Raw genomic sequence first — 14,181 nt, 5'->3', positions numbered from 1 at the left:
CGGCCCCGCCGCGATCGCGGGCGGAGAACATCCCCGGCGAGAGCGGATGCGCTATCGGCGGTGGAGGGGTTGCGCGGATGCCGTGCATGCGGAGGCGGCCGAAACGGACGTATCCGAACGGCGCGACCCGCGGAGCGCAACAGCACCCCTCAACCGCGGCGCGCACGTCCCGGCAGCGCCTTCAGCACGACCAGGGCTCCCGCTGCGGCGCAGCCGGCGGCGGCCAGGAAGGTGGGCGTCTGCGCGGCGGTGAAGGCGGCCCGGGCGGTCTCAGCCAGGGCGGGATCGGCGCGGGCAGCGGCGTAGGCGAGGGTCTCAGCGAGGGAGCCGGCCGCGCTGACCGGGAGGGCGGGCGGCAGCCCGGTGCGGTAGGCCGCGGCGAGAAGGCCGCCGAACACGGCCACGCCGACGGCGATGCCGAGCTGCTGGTGGGTGTCGTTCAGCGCGGACCCCATGCCGGCGCGGTGGCGGGGGACCGCGCCGAGGACGACGCTGGTCACCGCGGGGCTGGAGAAGCCCGTCCCCGTGCCCAGCAGCGCCAGGGCGGCGGCGGTGTGCGGATAGCCGCTCTGCGGATCCAGCACTGCCAGGGCGACGAAACCGCAGGTGACGGCCGCGAACCCGGCGGCGATCGTCCACCGCTCGCCCAGGCGGGCCGGGGCGCGGCCGCCCGCAGCCGAACCGGCGACGACTCCGGCGGCCAGCGGCGCGAGCGCCGCGCCGGCCTGCAGGGCATCGAATCCGCGGACCAGCTGCAGATACTGGGTCACGATGAACAGGGTGCTGCCGGTGCCCAGCGTCAGCAGGGCGGCGGCGACACTCGCGCCCGCGAACCGGCGGTCCCGGTAGAGGGAGAAGTCGACCATCGGGGTGTGCGCGCCGCTGGCGCACCGCGAACCCGGTCAGGCCGACGGCGGCGGTCGCGGCGCCCGCCGCCGCGGCGGGCCAGGACGGCGCGGTCTCGCCCAGAATGAGCACGGCCAGGATCGCGCCCCCCATGCCCGCGGTCACCAGCGCCGCCGAGGGGATGTCCACCGGTGCGGCGTCCGGGTCGGAGGACTCGGGTACCAGTGCCCCGACCGCCACCAGGGCGGCCGCGGCCAGCGGGACGTTGATCCAGAACACGCCGGCCCACGACCAGGCCGCGACCAGCAGCCCGCCCAGCACCGGGCCGGCCGCCATCGCGACCGCCGCGACCGCCGCCCAGGCCGCGAACGCTTTCGGCCGCCCGGAGGGCGCGAAGACCTGCACGAGGATCGCCAGTGTTGCCGGCATGACCAGCGCCGCACCGACGCCCATCGCGGCCCGTCCTGCGACCAGCCAGCCCGTTGCGGGAGCGAGTGCGGCCGCGGCGGAGGCGGCCGCGAACAGCGCCAGCCCCACGAGCAGCACGCGGCGCCGCCCGAACCGGTCGCCCGCGGCCCCGAAGGCGACGAGCAGTCCGGCGAAGACCACGACGTAGGCGTCGACCACGGCTTGGAGTCCGGCGGTGCCGGTGGCGAGGTCGGCCGCGATCGCGGGCAGCGCCACCGACAGCACGGTGGTGTCGACGACGATGATCAGCAGCGCGGCGCAGGCGGCGGCCAGGATCCACCAGCGCCGCGGGTGGCCCGGCGGCTCGGTGGCTGCACTGCGGGGGCAGGCGTGCTCTTCGGTCATGGCGGCCCTCTCCATTGGTCCTTCACTGTGGGACTAATGGTCCTTCAGTGTAGGGCTTAGCGGGGCGCTCCTACACTGGAGGGCGTGAGTCCGAAGAAGGCCGACACCGATCCCCCGATGCCCGGCGCGGTCTGGCTGCGGGAGCGCCCGCCCCGGCGGGGCACCGGCAGCCTGACGCGCGCCGCGATCGCCAGGGCTGCGGTCGACGCGCTTGACCGCAGCGGTCCGGGCCGGCTCAGCCTGCGGGCGGTGGCCGGCGCGCTCGAGGTGCATCCCACGTCGCTGTACTGGCACGTGGCGACGCGCGACGACCTCCTCGACCTGGCGCTCGACGCCGTCTTCGCCGAGCTCCCCCTTCCGGCGGACCACGCCGGCGACTGGGTCGACGATGTCAGCCGCTTCATGCACGACCTGCGCGGCGCGCTGCTGCGCCACCCGTGGTCCGGGGCGCTGGCGGGGAGCCGGCCGCTCCTGGGCCCCGAGGCACTGGCCCGCTCGGAGTTCGTCCACGCGGCGCTGGCCCGGGCCGGGTTCGAGGGGGCGGAGCTGACGGCCGCGGCCGGGGCCGTCACCAACCTCGTGATCGGCAGCGTCGCGGCCGAATCCGCCTGGCGCCACGACGGCGAGCGCGCGGCCCGCGCCGCGATGCACACGCACCTGCAGCGCCACGCCGACCGCTACCCCACACTCGCCGCGCTTCCGGCTGATCCGCCCGACGCCTGGGCCGACCAGTTCTCCGAAGCCGCCGCGACCTTCCTGGCCGGGCTCCGGGCCCGCAAGCCCGACTGAGGGCGGCCGAGACGCGGAGTGTTCTCCCTGTCCGGTGGCGCGAGATCCGTGCCCGCGAGGGGGAGCGTGCCGGCACCGCCGGTTCTGGCCCAGGGCCCCGCGGCCAGCCGGGGGTACCCGGCGAGCGCCGCCGGCGCGCCCCCGACCACGGCACCGAGGGCTTCGACCGCATCGCCCGCGCCCTGCGCGGCGGCGCCGCGGCCGGCTGACCGGGTGCCGCCGCGCAGGCTCAGACCGCCAGGGCCTTGCGGCGGGACAGGGTGAAGGCGGCGCCTGCGGCGAGGATGCCGATGCCCATGACGACCGCCATGCTCGCCAGGGTGGCCTGGCCCGAGGGGGTCAGGCCGGCCAGGGCGGCGAGGCCGCCGCCGAGGGTGAACTGCAGGGCGCCCATCAGGGCCGAGGCGCTGCCCGCCACCGACACCGGCTGGCTGGACAGGGCCAGGGTGGTGGCGTTGGGGTAGACGAAGCCCAGGCTGAACATCATCACCGACAGCACACCACCCAGCAGCACCAGGCCGCCCAGCCCCTCCGGCTGGAACGCCACCGCCACGGCCAGCCCCACCACCGCGACCGCGACGCCGACGAGGCCCCCGGCCAGCCGGTGGACCGTGTCCACCCGGCCGATCAGCCGCCCGTTGCCGAAGTTGCCGATCATCAGGCCCAGCGACACCACGGCGAACATGACGCTGTACTGCTGCGCCGTGACGCCCAGCTCGCCCTGCGCCACCGTGGAGAACGCCCCGATGTAGGTGAACATCGTGCCGAAGGCCAGGCCCAGCGTCAGCACGGGGCCCAGGTAGGCGCGGTCGCGCACCAGCCGCCCCACCGTCGCGACCAGCACCCGCGGCCGCAGCGGAGTGCGCTGGTGCCGGGGCAGGCTCTCCGGCAGCCAGACCCCCACCACCACGAGTGCCACCGCCGACACCGCCGCCAGCACGCCGAAGGACAGCTGCCAGGGCCCCACCAGCAGAAGCTGGCCGCCCAGCACCGGGCCGACCAACGGCGCGATACCGGTCACCAGCATCAGGCGGGAGAAGAACCGTGCCGCGTCGTCGCCGGTGAACAGGTCGCGCACCACCGCGCGGGCGATCACGGCGCCGGCGGCGCCGGCCAGCCCCTGCACGAACCGCAGCGCGATGAAGGTCTGCGCGTCCGGCGCCACCATGATCGCCACCGACACCAGGGCGAACACGGTGACGCCGACCAGCAGCGGCCGGCGGCGCCCCCACGCGTCGCTCATCGGCCCGATCGCGAGCTGGCCCACGGCGAGGCCGACCATCATCGCGGTCAGCGTGAGCTGGATCTGGGCCTCGGGCGCGCCGAGGTCGGCCGCGATGGCGGGAAACGCCGGCAGGTAGAGGTCGGTGGCCAGCGGGCCGGTGGCCGTCAGCGTCGCCAGGATCAGGGTCAGGACCGCGGCGCGGCGCGCGGGCCGCGGGGCGGCGGGGGCGGACTCCCGGTCGGCGGACGGGGGCGACGTGGACACGCCGGCGCTCCTCTCATCAGGGCATCGCAGAGCGGCGTCTGCGGTGCGGTCAGGGCGGGGGCGCCGCAGCGGGCACCGAAGTCCTCAACGCCTTAACGCAGAGATCCCATCCCCCGACGACGGCCCTTCCCGGAATACGGAATGTCCGCATCCGCACACCGCCACCCCGTTGACAGCGCGCCGGCAGCCGGGCCCGCGGCGCAGCCGCCGCTCAGCCCTGCAGCGCGCCAAGGTGGCGGCGGCGCGCCAGCAGGACGCCGATGCCCACCGCGCAGCAGGCGGCCGCCAGGAAGAACGGCAGATCGGGGCGGACCTCTTCACCGAGCTTGGTCGCGATGAACGGCGCCAGCGCACCGCCCATCCAGCGCACGAAGTTGTAGCCGGCCGAGGCGACCGGCCGCGGCGCATCGGAGACCTCCATGGCCGCCTCGGTGAACACGGTGTTGTTGATCCCGATGGGGACTCCGGTCAGCACCACCGCGCCGATCACCACCGGCATGGCTCCGGCGGTCACCGCGGCGCCGATCGCGGCCAGCAGGACGACCATCGCGCCCAGCGCCAGGTGCAGCGTGCGCACCGAACTGAGGGCCCGCTGCAGGCGCGGCGCCGCGAACACCGAGGAGACCGCGACGAGCACGCCCCAGCCGAAGAACACCGCGCCGATGCCGTAGGGCGACATTCCGAGCACGAACGGGGTGAAGGCCAGCACCGTGAAGAACGCGAAGTTGTAGAACAGCGCCGTGGCGGCGGTCGTCGACAGCCCGCCATGGGCCAGGGCGCGCAGCGGATCGCTGAGCCGGGTCCGCACCGCCGGCCGCTCCGGCGGCCGCAGCAGCACGGCGATCAGCAGGAACCCGGCGGCCATCAGCACGGCGGTTCCGAAGAACGGCGCCCGCCAGTGCCAGTCGCCCAGCAGCGCCCCGACCAGCGGCCCCGAGGCGATGCCCACGCCCAGCGCCGCCTCGTAGAGCACGATCGCCGACGCCATGCCGCCGCTGGCGGCCCCGACGATGACGGCCAGCGCGGTCGCCACGAACAGCGCGTTGCCCAGCCCCCAGCCGGCCCGGAAGCCGATGAGCTCGCCGACGCTACCGGAGGTGCCCGAGGCGGCCGCGAACACGACCACCAGCGCCAGCCCGAGCAGCAGGGTCGCCTTGCCGCCGATCCGACTGGAGATGAAGCCGGTGACCAGCATCGCCGCAGCCGTCACCAGGAAGTAGCTGGTGAACAGCAGCGACACCTGGCTGGGGGTGGCGTCCAGGCCTTCGGCGATCGAGGGCAGGATCGGGTCGACGAGTCCGATCCCCATGAACGCCACCACCGCGGCGAACGCGGTGGCGTACACGGAGAGCGGCTGGCGCCAGGGGCTGGGCGGCGGCTCCGCATCGATCCCCGCGGCGCCTGCGCCGGCGCCGGCGCTGCCCTCGGGCGGGGGCCCGGTCTGCGGTTCTGCGGACGTGGACATGGGAAAGCGAAACCTCCGGTGATCGGATCTATGAGTGCGGCGCGAGGGCACCGCGCGGAGAGGAAGGGGCGAACGCGTACGGCGCCCGCCGGCGCGGATGCCGGCTCAGCCCTGCGGCGGGTCCCGGTCGGCCAGCCGCGCCAGCGCGGGCAGCGCGGCGGCGACGGCCGCACGCTCGGCGGGGGCGAGGGAGTCCAGCCGGGCCTGCAGGAACGCGGCGCGTGCGGCACGCCCCCGGGCGAGGATGCGGGCGCCCTCGGCGGTGAGTTCGACGGCGACCGCGCGGGCGTCGCCGTCGTCGGCGCGGCGCACCACGGCGCCGGCCTGCTCCAGTCGCCCGACGATGCCGGTCATGGTGGGCGTGCGCACCGAGTGCTCGCCGGCCAGTGCGCTGACGCGGCGCGGTCCGGCGTCCAGCGACCCGAGGACGCCCAGCTGCTGGCCGGACACCGGCAGGTCCGCGGCGGCCTGCCGGGTCAGCAGCACCAGGTCGCGGATCACCGCGGCCAGCCGGTGCGCCTCCTCCGGCGCCGCTCCCCTGTCGCTCATCACCCGCCCACTCTATATTTAGCTAGCCTAACTAATCAAATAGGGGTGGTGGGGCCGCCGCCGTCCCCGGCCCGGCCGCCGCGGCGCGCCTGCCGCTCCGCCGTCCCGACGCGGCGCCGGGTGCACTGGCGCACGGCCGGCGAGGGAGTCCGGGGCGGGCCCGCTGCCCCTCCTCGCCTCCTCGACTGAGGGGAACGCCGCGAGGGGCGTGCCGGGGCGCCGCGCAGCAGGACAGGTGCCCGCCCGGTACGCCCTAGCTCCGCGGGGGCCGACCGCCCGGAACGGCCGGCCGCTCCCGGCCGCGCGTGCGCCAGAACACGACCGCGGTCGCGATCACCGTCGGCAGGCTCGCGAGCACGATCGACGGCTCGACCGCCCCGTCGAGGAGGTCCAGGTGCAGCGCCTGGGCATAGACCTGGCTGAGCACGTTGTTCAGCGCGTGCACCAGGATGGCGATCTCAAGCCCTCCGGTGCGCCAGGTGATGAGCGCCGCCCCCACGCTGAGCAGCACGAGGTTGAGGCTCAGCCACGGGCTCGTCTGGGGGTGCGCGAGCGCGAACAGGACGGTCGACACCGCCACACCCGCGGCGAGCCCGGCCCGCGGAGTGCGCGCCCAGCTCGCCGCGGCGCGGAAGACAAGCCCGCGGAACCCGAACTCCTCGCCGGCGGCCTGCAGCGGTGTCAGCAGGAGGGTCACCGTCAGCACGCCGGTGAGCTGGGCGATCGGCCACGCCACCTGCTCAGCGGGGGTGATCAGGGAGAGCACGGCCATGGCCAGGACCGCGGCGGGGCCCACGATCAGCAGGTAGCGGCCGAGGAGCTCGAACCGGAACGCCGAGGCGACCGAGACCAGCGTCGCTCCGCGGACCCCGTAGAGCCACCGCTGGACCAGCATCGCCCACGGGATGAGCAGGGCGATACCGAGGGTGTTAGCGGCGTGGAAGACCGCGGTGTAGTCCCTGCCCCCCGCAGCGGGGTTGGTGTTTCCCAGCGCGAGGTCGAGTTGGGCTCCGGCCGCGGCGACCGCTCCGCCGATCCCGAACAGTCCGGCGAAGACCAGCGCGATCGCGAGGACACCGCGCCCGATCCTCCTGTTCTCGCCCGCGAGTGCCCGGTGGTACTCCCGGCCGGGAGGGGCGGCGCCCGGCTCCCGCAGGCCCTCCGGGGGCGCCGGCGGCGCGGGGCGGCCCGGTGCCGCCGTGCAGGGCTGCGGCCCCGCGGGGGGCGGCGTGTGCGAATCCATGTCATCGCCTCGATACGTGGTCGGCGGATACGTGCCGTCTCCGGGGCGGCGTCGCTCAAGCAGCCAGGCGGTTCTCAGGCCCCGCCCAGCTCGACGGCGCGCACGAGCACCGCGACCTGGGCCGGGTTGTAGAACTCCGCGAGCGCCTTGCCCATCGAGCGCGCGGCCCGCTGCTCCGCCGCCCGCCCGCCCTGGACCGCCCGGTCCGGCAGCGGATGGTGCGTCCGCGCCCGCGCGATCACCGGAGCCATCCGCGCGGCGAGGTCGGCGATGGCCGCCGCACCGGCGTCGGCGGGCAGCCGCGCGAACTCCGCATCGACCGGATCCGGTGCCGCGCTGATCGACCGCAGCGCCTCCATGGCCTCGCCGGTGAAGTGCCGGGACATCATCAGCGACAGCACGCGGTCGGCGCGGCCGAGGTGCTCCGACACCCCCGCGAAGCCCTGCGGCACCTTCCAGTGCCCCTCCGAGCCCAGCGAAGCGAGCAGGTCGTCCCGGATGCCCTCCAGGCGGCGGATCGACGCCTCGACCTCGTTGAGGAGCCGGCGCGTGGCCGCCTCGGCGCTGTCAGAGCGGGTGATTTCGAGGATCCGCGAGACCGGGAACCCCATCTCCCGCATCCGCAGGACGTGCAGCAGGCGGGCCAGGTGCTCGGGGCCGTAGGACTTGTAGCCGTTGGCCCTGCGCTCCGGCTCTTCGAGGAGCCCCGCCTGGTGGTAGTAGCGCACCGTCTTGATGGTCGTGCCCGCCATTTCGGCGAGCTCCCGGGTGCTCCAGCCCATGCCGCTCCTCCCCAGAGACATGACCGCATCCCAAACCCTGCCCCGAGGGCAGAGTCAACACGGCTGGCGGGGAGCCGGCCGGCGGTGCTCCCGGCGCCCCGGCAGCGGGCCCCTGAGGCGAGGGGGCGCGGGGCGCTCTTCCCCCGCGGCCGGGCCCGGAACCGCGGCCTAGGCGAGGAGGGCGGCGGCCAGGCGGTCGAGCTCGGCCGCGGGGTCGGCGGCCAGCCCGGAGTGGACCGGGCCGGGCTGGACGATGGTGCTGCGCGGCGCGGTCAGCCAGCGGAAGCGGCGCCCGGCCGGCTCCGTGCGCGCCGGGCCGGCCTCGGCGCCGCCGCGGCAGACCATCTCCACCGCGGCGAGGGCCTTGCGGACCCCTTCGACGTCGGCCCCGGGGTCCAGCGCGCGCAGCCGCCCGGCGTCGAGCACGCACCGGGCGCCGAGGAACCGGGCGGCCTGGCTGTAGACGATGACACCGGCGTTGACCTGCTCGCCGCGCTCCAGCCGGGGCACCACCCGGATCGGCGCGTACTCGTAGGCGACCAGCCCCCCGCTCACCGGCCCACCTCCGGCAGCCAGGAGCGCTCGGCGGCCCGCGCCAGCAGGTGCTCGACGTAGGCGCCGCGCACCTGGGCGGGGCCGTCGAAGCCGGGCTCGTCGACCAGCCAGGAATCCGGCACCAGCGCGGTGATCTCGCGCAGCATCTCGCCGGTGACCCGGGGGGCCAGCGCCGCGTCCGCGCCGGCCAGGTCGGGCGCGAAGCCCGCCAGGACGTGGTCGGAGGCGTCGTAGGGGCGCTGGACGGCCGCCGCGGCGCCCTTCCAGTTGTGGTGGAAGATCAGCGTCGCTCCGTGGTCGATCAGGTAGGGCGCGCCGTGCCACACCAGCATGTTGGGGTTGCGCCAGGTGCGGTCGACGTTGCCGGTGAAGGCGTCGAACCAGAGCACGCGGCCGGCGAAGCCCGCATCGGCCGCGCAGACCAGCGGGTCGAAACCCAGCGACCCGGGCAGGTAGTCCATGCCGAGGTTGGTGCCGCCGCTGCCCTTGAGCAGCTCCTGCACCTCCTCGTCGGGCTCGCCGCGGCCGATCACCGCGTCGAACTCCAGCAGCACCAGCTCGGGCACCGGCAGGCCCAGGCGGCGGCCCAGCTCGCCGGCGATGACCTCGGCGATGAGCGCCTTGCGCCCCTGGCCGGCGCCGCGGAACTTCACGACGTACATGCCGTCGTCGTCGGCTTCCACGAGCCCCGGCAGGGAGCCCCCCTCGCGCAGCGGCAGCACGTACCGCGTCCCCACCACGTCTCTCAGCACCGGCCCAGGATAGGGCCCCGCCCAGGGTCTTTTTCGCTCCAGCCCTTTGCCCGCAGTGATTTATAAATTATTCTCAACGCGATGCTCGTGACCGGCGTCACAGACCCTGGCGCTGGCCGCCGCCGCGAGGTGGAGAGGACCCCCATGCAACCCCCCGGCACCCCCGCACCCGGCCCCACCGCTCTCTTCCGCGCCGCCCTCGACCAGGGCCGGCTGGCCTACCAGCGCTGCACCGCATGCGCCACCCCCTTCCACCGCCCCCGCCTGCTCTGCCCGCAGTGCGGCGCCACCAGCCACACCTGGGAGGACGCCGCCGGGCCCGGCACCGTCTACTCCGCCACCACCGTCCACCGCCCGCCCCGCCCCCACCGCGCACACGCCCCCTACCAGGTCGCCCTCGTCGACCTCGACGAAGGCCCGCGCGTCATGGGCCGCATCCACTCCCGCGCCGGCGCCCCGCCGCCCGAGGCAGCCATCGGAGACCGCGTCCGCTTCACCCCCTGGACCGCACCCGACGGCAGCACCCAGATCGGCTTCACCCCGGGAGTCCGGCGATGAGCCGCGGCGTGCAGATCGTCGGCGCCGGCGAATCCCGGCACGGCCACGTCCCCGGCACCACCGCCGACGAACTCTCCGTCGAAGCCGCACTCGCCGCACTCGACGACGCCGGACTCAGCCCGCGCGACGTCGACGGCCTGTTCTCCAGCAGCGCCTACCACTTCATGCCCACCCTCACCCTCGGCGAGCACCTGGGCATCACCCCCCGCCACACCGACGCCTCCAGCATCGGCGGCGCCTCCTTCGTCTCCCACATGGGCCACGCCAAAGCCGCCCTCGAAGCGGGCCTGTGCGACACCGCCCTCATCGCCTACGGCTCCACCCAGCGCTCCGACGGCGGCGCCCTCGTCTCCGCCAGCGAACCCCCGCCCCTGGAAGCCCCCCTGGGCCTGCGCTACCCCGTCTCCGGCTACGCCCTCGCCGCCGCCCGCCACGCCCACCTCTACGGCACCACCCCCGAACAGCTCGCCCAGGTCGCCGTCAGCGCCCGCGACTGGGCCCGCCGCAACCCCGACGCGTTCGCCCGCGACCCGCTGACCATCGACGACGTCGCCGCCTCGCCGATGGTCTCCACCCCGCTGCGCAAAGCCGACTGCTGCCTGGTCACCGACGGCGGCGCCGCATTCGTGATGGTCCGCGCCGACCGCGCCGCCGACCTCGACGCCCGCGGCATCACCGTCGCCGCCGTCGCCGAAGCCCACGAACACCGCCACATCGGCCAGATGCCCGAACTCACCGAGACCGCCGCCCGCCACTCCGGCCCCGACGCGTTCGCCCGCGCCGGCATCGGCCCCGCCGACATCGACCTGGCCATGCTCTACGACGCCTTCACCATCAACGTGCCGCTCTTCCTCGAAGACCTCGGCTTCTGCAAGAAAGGCGAAGGCGGGCCGTTCGTCGCCGACGGCGCCATCGGCCCCGGCGGCGCCCTACCGGTCAACCCCAACGGCGGCGGCCTCTCCTACACCCACCCCGGCATGCTCGGCGCCTTCCTGGTCACCGAAGCCGTCCGCCAACTGCGCGGAACCGCCCGCGGCGCCCAGGTCGACCGCGCCCGCACCGCGGTGGTGCACGGCAACGGCGGCGTCCTGTCCAGCCAGGTCACCGCCGTACTCACGGCATGACACCGGGCGCACCGGCGCGCCCGGCAAAGACCGACCCCACCACAACCGAGCGGGAGGCTCCGATGAGCGGTGTTGCAGTGGTGACCGGAGGCGAGCGCGGCATCGGCGCCGCCATCGCCGACGCCCTGGCCGGCGACGGATGGACCGTCGTCTCCGCCGACCGCACCGTAGCGGCCCCGGCACCCGAGCAGACAGGGCCGGGCCGCTACCGCGTCGGCCTGGACGTGACCGACGAGGACGCCGTCGAGCAGGTCTTCGACGCCGTCGAGGCGACCGCCGGCCCGGTCATGGCGCTGGTGAACAACGCCGGCATCACCTCCGACAAGACCATCCACAAGATGACTCTGGAGCAGTGGCGCTCGGTGATGGCCGTCAACCTCGACGGCCCCTTCCTCACCACCCGCGCACTGGCGCGGCGGCTGCGCGCCCGCACCGCCGCCGACGGCACCGCCGACGCAAGCGGAGCCGACGGGGGCGGCGGGGGCGCGCGGGTCGTCAACATCTCCAGCATCGCCGGCAAACTCGGCAACTTCGGCCAGGCCAACTACTCCTCCTCCAAATACGGCCTGATCGCCTTCACCAAGGTCGCCGCGCGCGAACTGGCCCGCTACGGCACCGTCAACGCCGTCATGCCCGGCGCCGTGGCCACCGACATGACCGCCGCCATGCCCCAGGACATCCTCGCCGAACGCGTCGCCGCCGTACCGCTGCGCCGGTTCGGCGCCACCGGCGAGATCGCCGAAGCCGTGCGCTGGCTCTGCTCCCCCGGCGCCGCCTACCTCACCGGCACCGTCCTGGAGGTCACCGGCGGCCGCGGCATGTAGACCCCGCCCGCCCCCGCTCCCCCGCCCTTTCGACCCGCCCCACGAAAGGCCCCCGATGAGCGCACTCGACCCCGTCCTCGCCCCCGCCTCCATCGCCCTGATCGGCGCCTCCGACGACCCCGTCAAGATCTCCGGCCGCCCCCTGGCGCACCTGCTCCGCTTCGGCTTCCCCAAAGAGCGCCTCCACCCCGTCAACGCCCGCCGCGGCACCGTTCAGGGCCTGCCCGCCTACCCCCCCCCCGCCGACCTGCCCGAACCCCCCGACCTCGCCATCGTCACCGTGCCCGCCGCCGATACCCCCGGCGCCGTGCGCGCCTGCGCCGCAGCCGGAGCACGCGCCGCCATGGTCTTCGCCGCCGGCTTCGCCGAAACCGGCCCCGACGGCGCCGCCCTCCAGGACCAGCTCGCCGCCACCGCCGCCGAAACCGGCATCCGCCTCCTGGGCCCCAACTGCCTGGGCGCCGTCAACCTCCACTCCGGCACCACCCCCACCTTCACCAGCGCCCTGGAAGGCGTCGACCTGCTCCCCGGCAGCGTCGCCCTGGTCACCCAGTCCGGCGCCTTCGGCAGCTTCCTGCTCAGCGCCGCCCTCGGATCGCAGCTGGGCATCGCCCACTTCGTCAACACCGGCAACGAAGTCGACCTCACCGTCTCCGAAGCCGCCGAAGACCTCCTGGAGCGCGACGAAGTCACCGCCGTCCTCATCTACGCCGAGCAGATCCGCGACGCCGACCGGTTCACCGCCGCCGCCGAGCGCGCCCGCGACCTCGGCAAGGCCATCGCCGCCGTCAAAGTCGGCCGCTCCGCGCAGGGAACGCGCGCCGCGGCCTCGCACACCGCCGCCATCGCCGGCGACGACCTCGTCTACGACGGCGTCCTCGCCCAGCACCGGGTCGTGCGCACCCACGGCATGGAGCCGCTCATCGACACCGGCCGCATCCTCGCGCCCGGCCGCGCCGCAGCCGGCCCCCGGGTCTCCATCGTCACGATCTCCGGCGGCGGCGGGATCCTGATGGCCGACCTCTGCGCCGACCTGGACCTGGAGGTGCCGGTCTGGGAAGGATCCTGGCGCCAGCGGATGGAGGACGCCATCCCCGGCTACGGTTCGGCAGCCAACCCGATCGACGTCACCGCCACCGCCATCGCCGACACCTCGATGCTCGACGGCGTGCTGCGGCTCTGCGCCGACCACCCCGGAACCGACATCGTGCACCTGCTCATGGGCGCCGTCACCAACGGCGAGGACGACGTCATCGCCACCGTCGCCCGGGTCGCCGCCCACACCCCCAAACCCGTCGTGGTGACCTGGGTGGGCGGCAGCGGCCGGCCCGCCCGCGAACTCGCTCGCCGCGGCGTCCCCGTGTTCAGCGACCCCGGCCGGGCCGTACGCGCCACCGCCGCACTCGCCGGCCTGGGCGAATGGACCACCCCGCGCCGCCCCGCCGCCCGCACCCACCGGGCGGTACCGGCCGCCGATCCCGTCCGCCGCCAATCCGCCCGCCTCCTGCTCGACCGCGCCCGCCGCCGCGGGCAGGGCGGCGCCCTGGACGAGCACGAAGCCAAGCAGCTGCTGGCGCTGTACGGCGTCCCGGTCGCCGACGAGCGCCCGGTCGCCACCCCCGACGACGCCGCCGCAGCAGCATCCGCACTGGGCGGCCACGTCGCGGTGAAGCTGCTGTCGCACCGCCTCGCGCACAAAACCGAGCTGGGCGGCGTCCGCCTCGGCCTGGAGGGCGCCGGCGCCGTGCAGGACGCGGCGGCAGAGCTGCTGGGGCGGGCCCGCGGCAGCGGGCACCCCGATGCGCGCCTCCTCGTCCAGCGCATGGCGCCGCCCGGCGCCGAACTCATGGCCGGCATCAAACACGACCCGGTGTTCGGCCCGGTGCTGCTGCTCGCCCACGGCGGCACGCTGGCCGAACTCGTCGGCGAAGGGGTGGTGGCGCGCCCGCCGCTGGACCTGGACGGCGCCCGCGCCCTCATCGGCCGGCTTCCGCTGAACGCCGTACTGGGCCCGGTGCGCGGCCGCCCCGCCGCCGACACCGGGGCGCTCGCCCGCGCACTGGCCGGGATCGCGGCACTCGCCGCCGAGGTCGGCGACGACCTCGCCGAACTCGACGTCAACCCGCTCATCGCCGGCCCGCACGGAACCGCCGCCGTCGACGCCTACGCCGCCCCCTCAACCTGAATCCCGCGGGCCGGCCGCCGGCCGGCCCCCACCGCGGCGGGTGCGGCCCCGCGCACCCTCGGGGCCGCACCCGCCAGCACCCGCCCCGCAGCGCCGCTCACCATCCCTCCACGGCACCACCACACCGCGGGAGCACCCCCCCCGCCCCCCCGCTGGCCCGCCCCGCCCCCGCGGCGCCGCCGGCTCCGGACCGCGCACCCCTCGGCC

General features: G+C 75.4%; 14 protein-coding genes and 1 pseudogene. 6 read left to right on the top strand and 9 right to left on the bottom strand.

Annotated elements, in window-relative coordinates; all coding sequences use genetic code 11:
- Window positions 1-149: 149 nt before the first annotated feature.
- Together ACYVGT_RS03330 and ACYVGT_RS03325 are read right to left on the bottom strand one after the other, a co-directional pair.
- Window positions 150-866, bottom strand: a complete 717-nt coding sequence (locus tag ACYVGT_RS03330) for an MFS transporter (protein ID WP_460854869.1) — start codon at window positions 864-866, stop codon at window positions 150-152.
- Between the two features lie 211 nt (window positions 867-1,077).
- Window positions 1,078-1,530 (bottom strand): annotated as a pseudogene (locus ACYVGT_RS03325) (MFS transporter); the annotation flags it as partial.
- Between ACYVGT_RS03325 and ACYVGT_RS03320 the strand changes: the two are divergent.
- Window positions 1,490-1,696, top strand: coding sequence for a hypothetical protein (locus ACYVGT_RS03320; RefSeq protein WP_460854868.1), 207 nt, complete (start codon window positions 1,490-1,492; stop codon window positions 1,694-1,696). The pseudogene ACYVGT_RS03325 and the gene ACYVGT_RS03320 overlap by 41 nt on opposite strands.
- 47 nt (window positions 1,697-1,743) lie before the next feature.
- A complete protein-coding gene (locus ACYVGT_RS03315) occupies window positions 1,744-2,448 on the top strand; it encodes a TetR/AcrR family transcriptional regulator C-terminal domain-containing protein (protein ID WP_460854867.1) in 705 nt (234 codons plus the stop codon).
- Window positions 2,449-2,677: 229 nt separating this feature from the next.
- Here ACYVGT_RS03315 and ACYVGT_RS03310 read toward each other — a convergent pair whose 3' ends face one another.
- The 7 genes from ACYVGT_RS03310 to ACYVGT_RS03280 all read right to left on the bottom strand — a co-directional run bounded on the left by ACYVGT_RS03310 (window position 2,678) and on the right by ACYVGT_RS03280 (window position 9,283).
- Window positions 2,678-3,937: a multidrug effflux MFS transporter gene (locus ACYVGT_RS03310; RefSeq protein WP_460854866.1), complete on the bottom strand. Its 1,260-nt coding sequence runs from the start codon at window positions 3,935-3,937 to the stop codon at window positions 2,678-2,680.
- Between the two features lie 211 nt (window positions 3,938-4,148).
- Window positions 4,149-5,402 carry an MFS transporter gene (locus ACYVGT_RS03305; RefSeq protein WP_460854865.1) on the bottom strand — a complete coding sequence of 418 codons (1,254 nt, stop codon included), beginning with the start codon at window positions 5,400-5,402 and terminating at the stop codon, window positions 4,149-4,151.
- A 105-nt stretch (window positions 5,403-5,507) separates the two neighbouring features.
- Entirely contained in the window at window positions 5,508-5,951 is a 444-nt protein-coding gene (locus ACYVGT_RS03300; RefSeq protein WP_460854864.1) for a MarR family winged helix-turn-helix transcriptional regulator, read from the bottom strand.
- 253 nt (window positions 5,952-6,204) lie between these two features.
- Window positions 6,205-7,194, bottom strand: coding sequence for a lysostaphin resistance A-like protein (locus ACYVGT_RS03295; protein ID WP_460854863.1), 990 nt, complete (start codon window positions 7,192-7,194; stop codon window positions 6,205-6,207).
- Window positions 7,195-7,268: 74 nt separating this feature from the next.
- The gene (locus ACYVGT_RS03290; protein WP_460854862.1) at window positions 7,269-7,976 is read right to left on the bottom strand and encodes a MerR family transcriptional regulator; all 708 of its coding nucleotides are present in this window, start codon (window positions 7,974-7,976) and stop codon (window positions 7,269-7,271) included.
- A gap of 168 nt (window positions 7,977-8,144) precedes the next feature.
- Window positions 8,145-8,531 carry a DUF3037 domain-containing protein gene (locus ACYVGT_RS03285; protein ID WP_460854861.1) on the bottom strand — a complete coding sequence of 129 codons (387 nt, stop codon included), beginning with the start codon at window positions 8,529-8,531 and terminating at the stop codon, window positions 8,145-8,147.
- On the bottom strand, window positions 8,528-9,283 hold the full coding sequence (locus tag ACYVGT_RS03280) for a HipA family kinase (RefSeq protein ID WP_460854860.1): 756 nt from the start codon (window positions 9,281-9,283) through the stop codon (window positions 8,528-8,530). Before ACYVGT_RS03280 ends, ACYVGT_RS03285 begins: the two co-directional genes overlap by 4 nt.
- 144 nt (window positions 9,284-9,427) lie before the next feature.
- Between ACYVGT_RS03280 and ACYVGT_RS03275 the strand changes: the two genes are divergently transcribed.
- The 4 genes from ACYVGT_RS03275 to ACYVGT_RS03260 all read left to right on the top strand — a co-directional run bounded on the left by ACYVGT_RS03275 (window position 9,428) and on the right by ACYVGT_RS03260 (window position 13,974).
- Complete coding sequence (locus ACYVGT_RS03275) at window positions 9,428-9,841, top strand: Zn-ribbon domain-containing OB-fold protein (RefSeq protein WP_460854859.1); 414 nt, start codon at window positions 9,428-9,430, stop codon at window positions 9,839-9,841.
- Window positions 9,838-10,965 (top strand): acetyl-CoA acetyltransferase, encoded by a 1,128-nt coding sequence (locus ACYVGT_RS03270; protein ID WP_460854858.1) that lies wholly within the window; start codon window positions 9,838-9,840, stop codon window positions 10,963-10,965. The genes ACYVGT_RS03275 and ACYVGT_RS03270 overlap by 4 nt, the downstream gene beginning before the upstream one ends.
- Window positions 10,966-11,027: 62 nt before the next feature.
- The gene (locus ACYVGT_RS03265; protein ID WP_460854857.1) at window positions 11,028-11,789 is read left to right on the top strand and encodes an SDR family oxidoreductase; all 762 of its coding nucleotides are present in this window, start codon (window positions 11,028-11,030) and stop codon (window positions 11,787-11,789) included.
- Between the two features lie 55 nt (window positions 11,790-11,844).
- Entirely contained in the window at window positions 11,845-13,974 is a 2,130-nt protein-coding gene (locus tag ACYVGT_RS03260; protein WP_460854856.1) for an acetate--CoA ligase family protein, read from the top strand.
- Window positions 13,975-14,181: the final 207 nt, after the last annotated feature.

Source organism: Nocardiopsis coralliicola (genome assembly GCF_054779695.1).
Note: the sequence above shows the minus strand (reverse complement) of the source record. Positions and strands in the feature narration are given on the sequence as shown.

Bases quoted from the DNA above. Each gene is read 5' to 3' on its own strand.
- ACYVGT_RS03330 (WP_460854869.1), bottom strand. From the start codon at position 866: ATGGTCGACTTCTCCCTCTACCGGGACCGCCGGTTCGCGGGCGCGAGT.
- ACYVGT_RS03270 (WP_460854858.1), top strand. From the start codon at position 9,838: ATGAGCCGCGGCGTGCAGATCGTCGGCGCCGGCGAATCCCGGCACGGC.
- ACYVGT_RS03300 (WP_460854864.1), bottom strand. From the start codon at position 5,951: ATGAGCGACAGGGGAGCGGCGCCGGAGGAGGCGCACCGGCTGGCCGCG.
- ACYVGT_RS03260 (WP_460854856.1), top strand. From the start codon at position 11,845: ATGAGCGCACTCGACCCCGTCCTCGCCCCCGCCTCCATCGCCCTGATC.
- ACYVGT_RS03290 (WP_460854862.1), bottom strand. From the start codon at position 7,976: ATGGGCTGGAGCACCCGGGAGCTCGCCGAAATGGCGGGCACGACCATC.
- ACYVGT_RS03295 (WP_460854863.1), bottom strand. From the start codon at position 7,194: ATGGATTCGCACACGCCGCCCCCCGCGGGGCCGCAGCCCTGCACGGCG.
- ACYVGT_RS03305 (WP_460854865.1), bottom strand. From the start codon at position 5,402: ATGTCCACGTCCGCAGAACCGCAGACCGGGCCCCCGCCCGAGGGCAGC.
- ACYVGT_RS03265 (WP_460854857.1), top strand. From the start codon at position 11,028: ATGAGCGGTGTTGCAGTGGTGACCGGAGGCGAGCGCGGCATCGGCGCC.
- ACYVGT_RS03275 (WP_460854859.1), top strand. From the start codon at position 9,428: ATGCAACCCCCCGGCACCCCCGCACCCGGCCCCACCGCTCTCTTCCGC.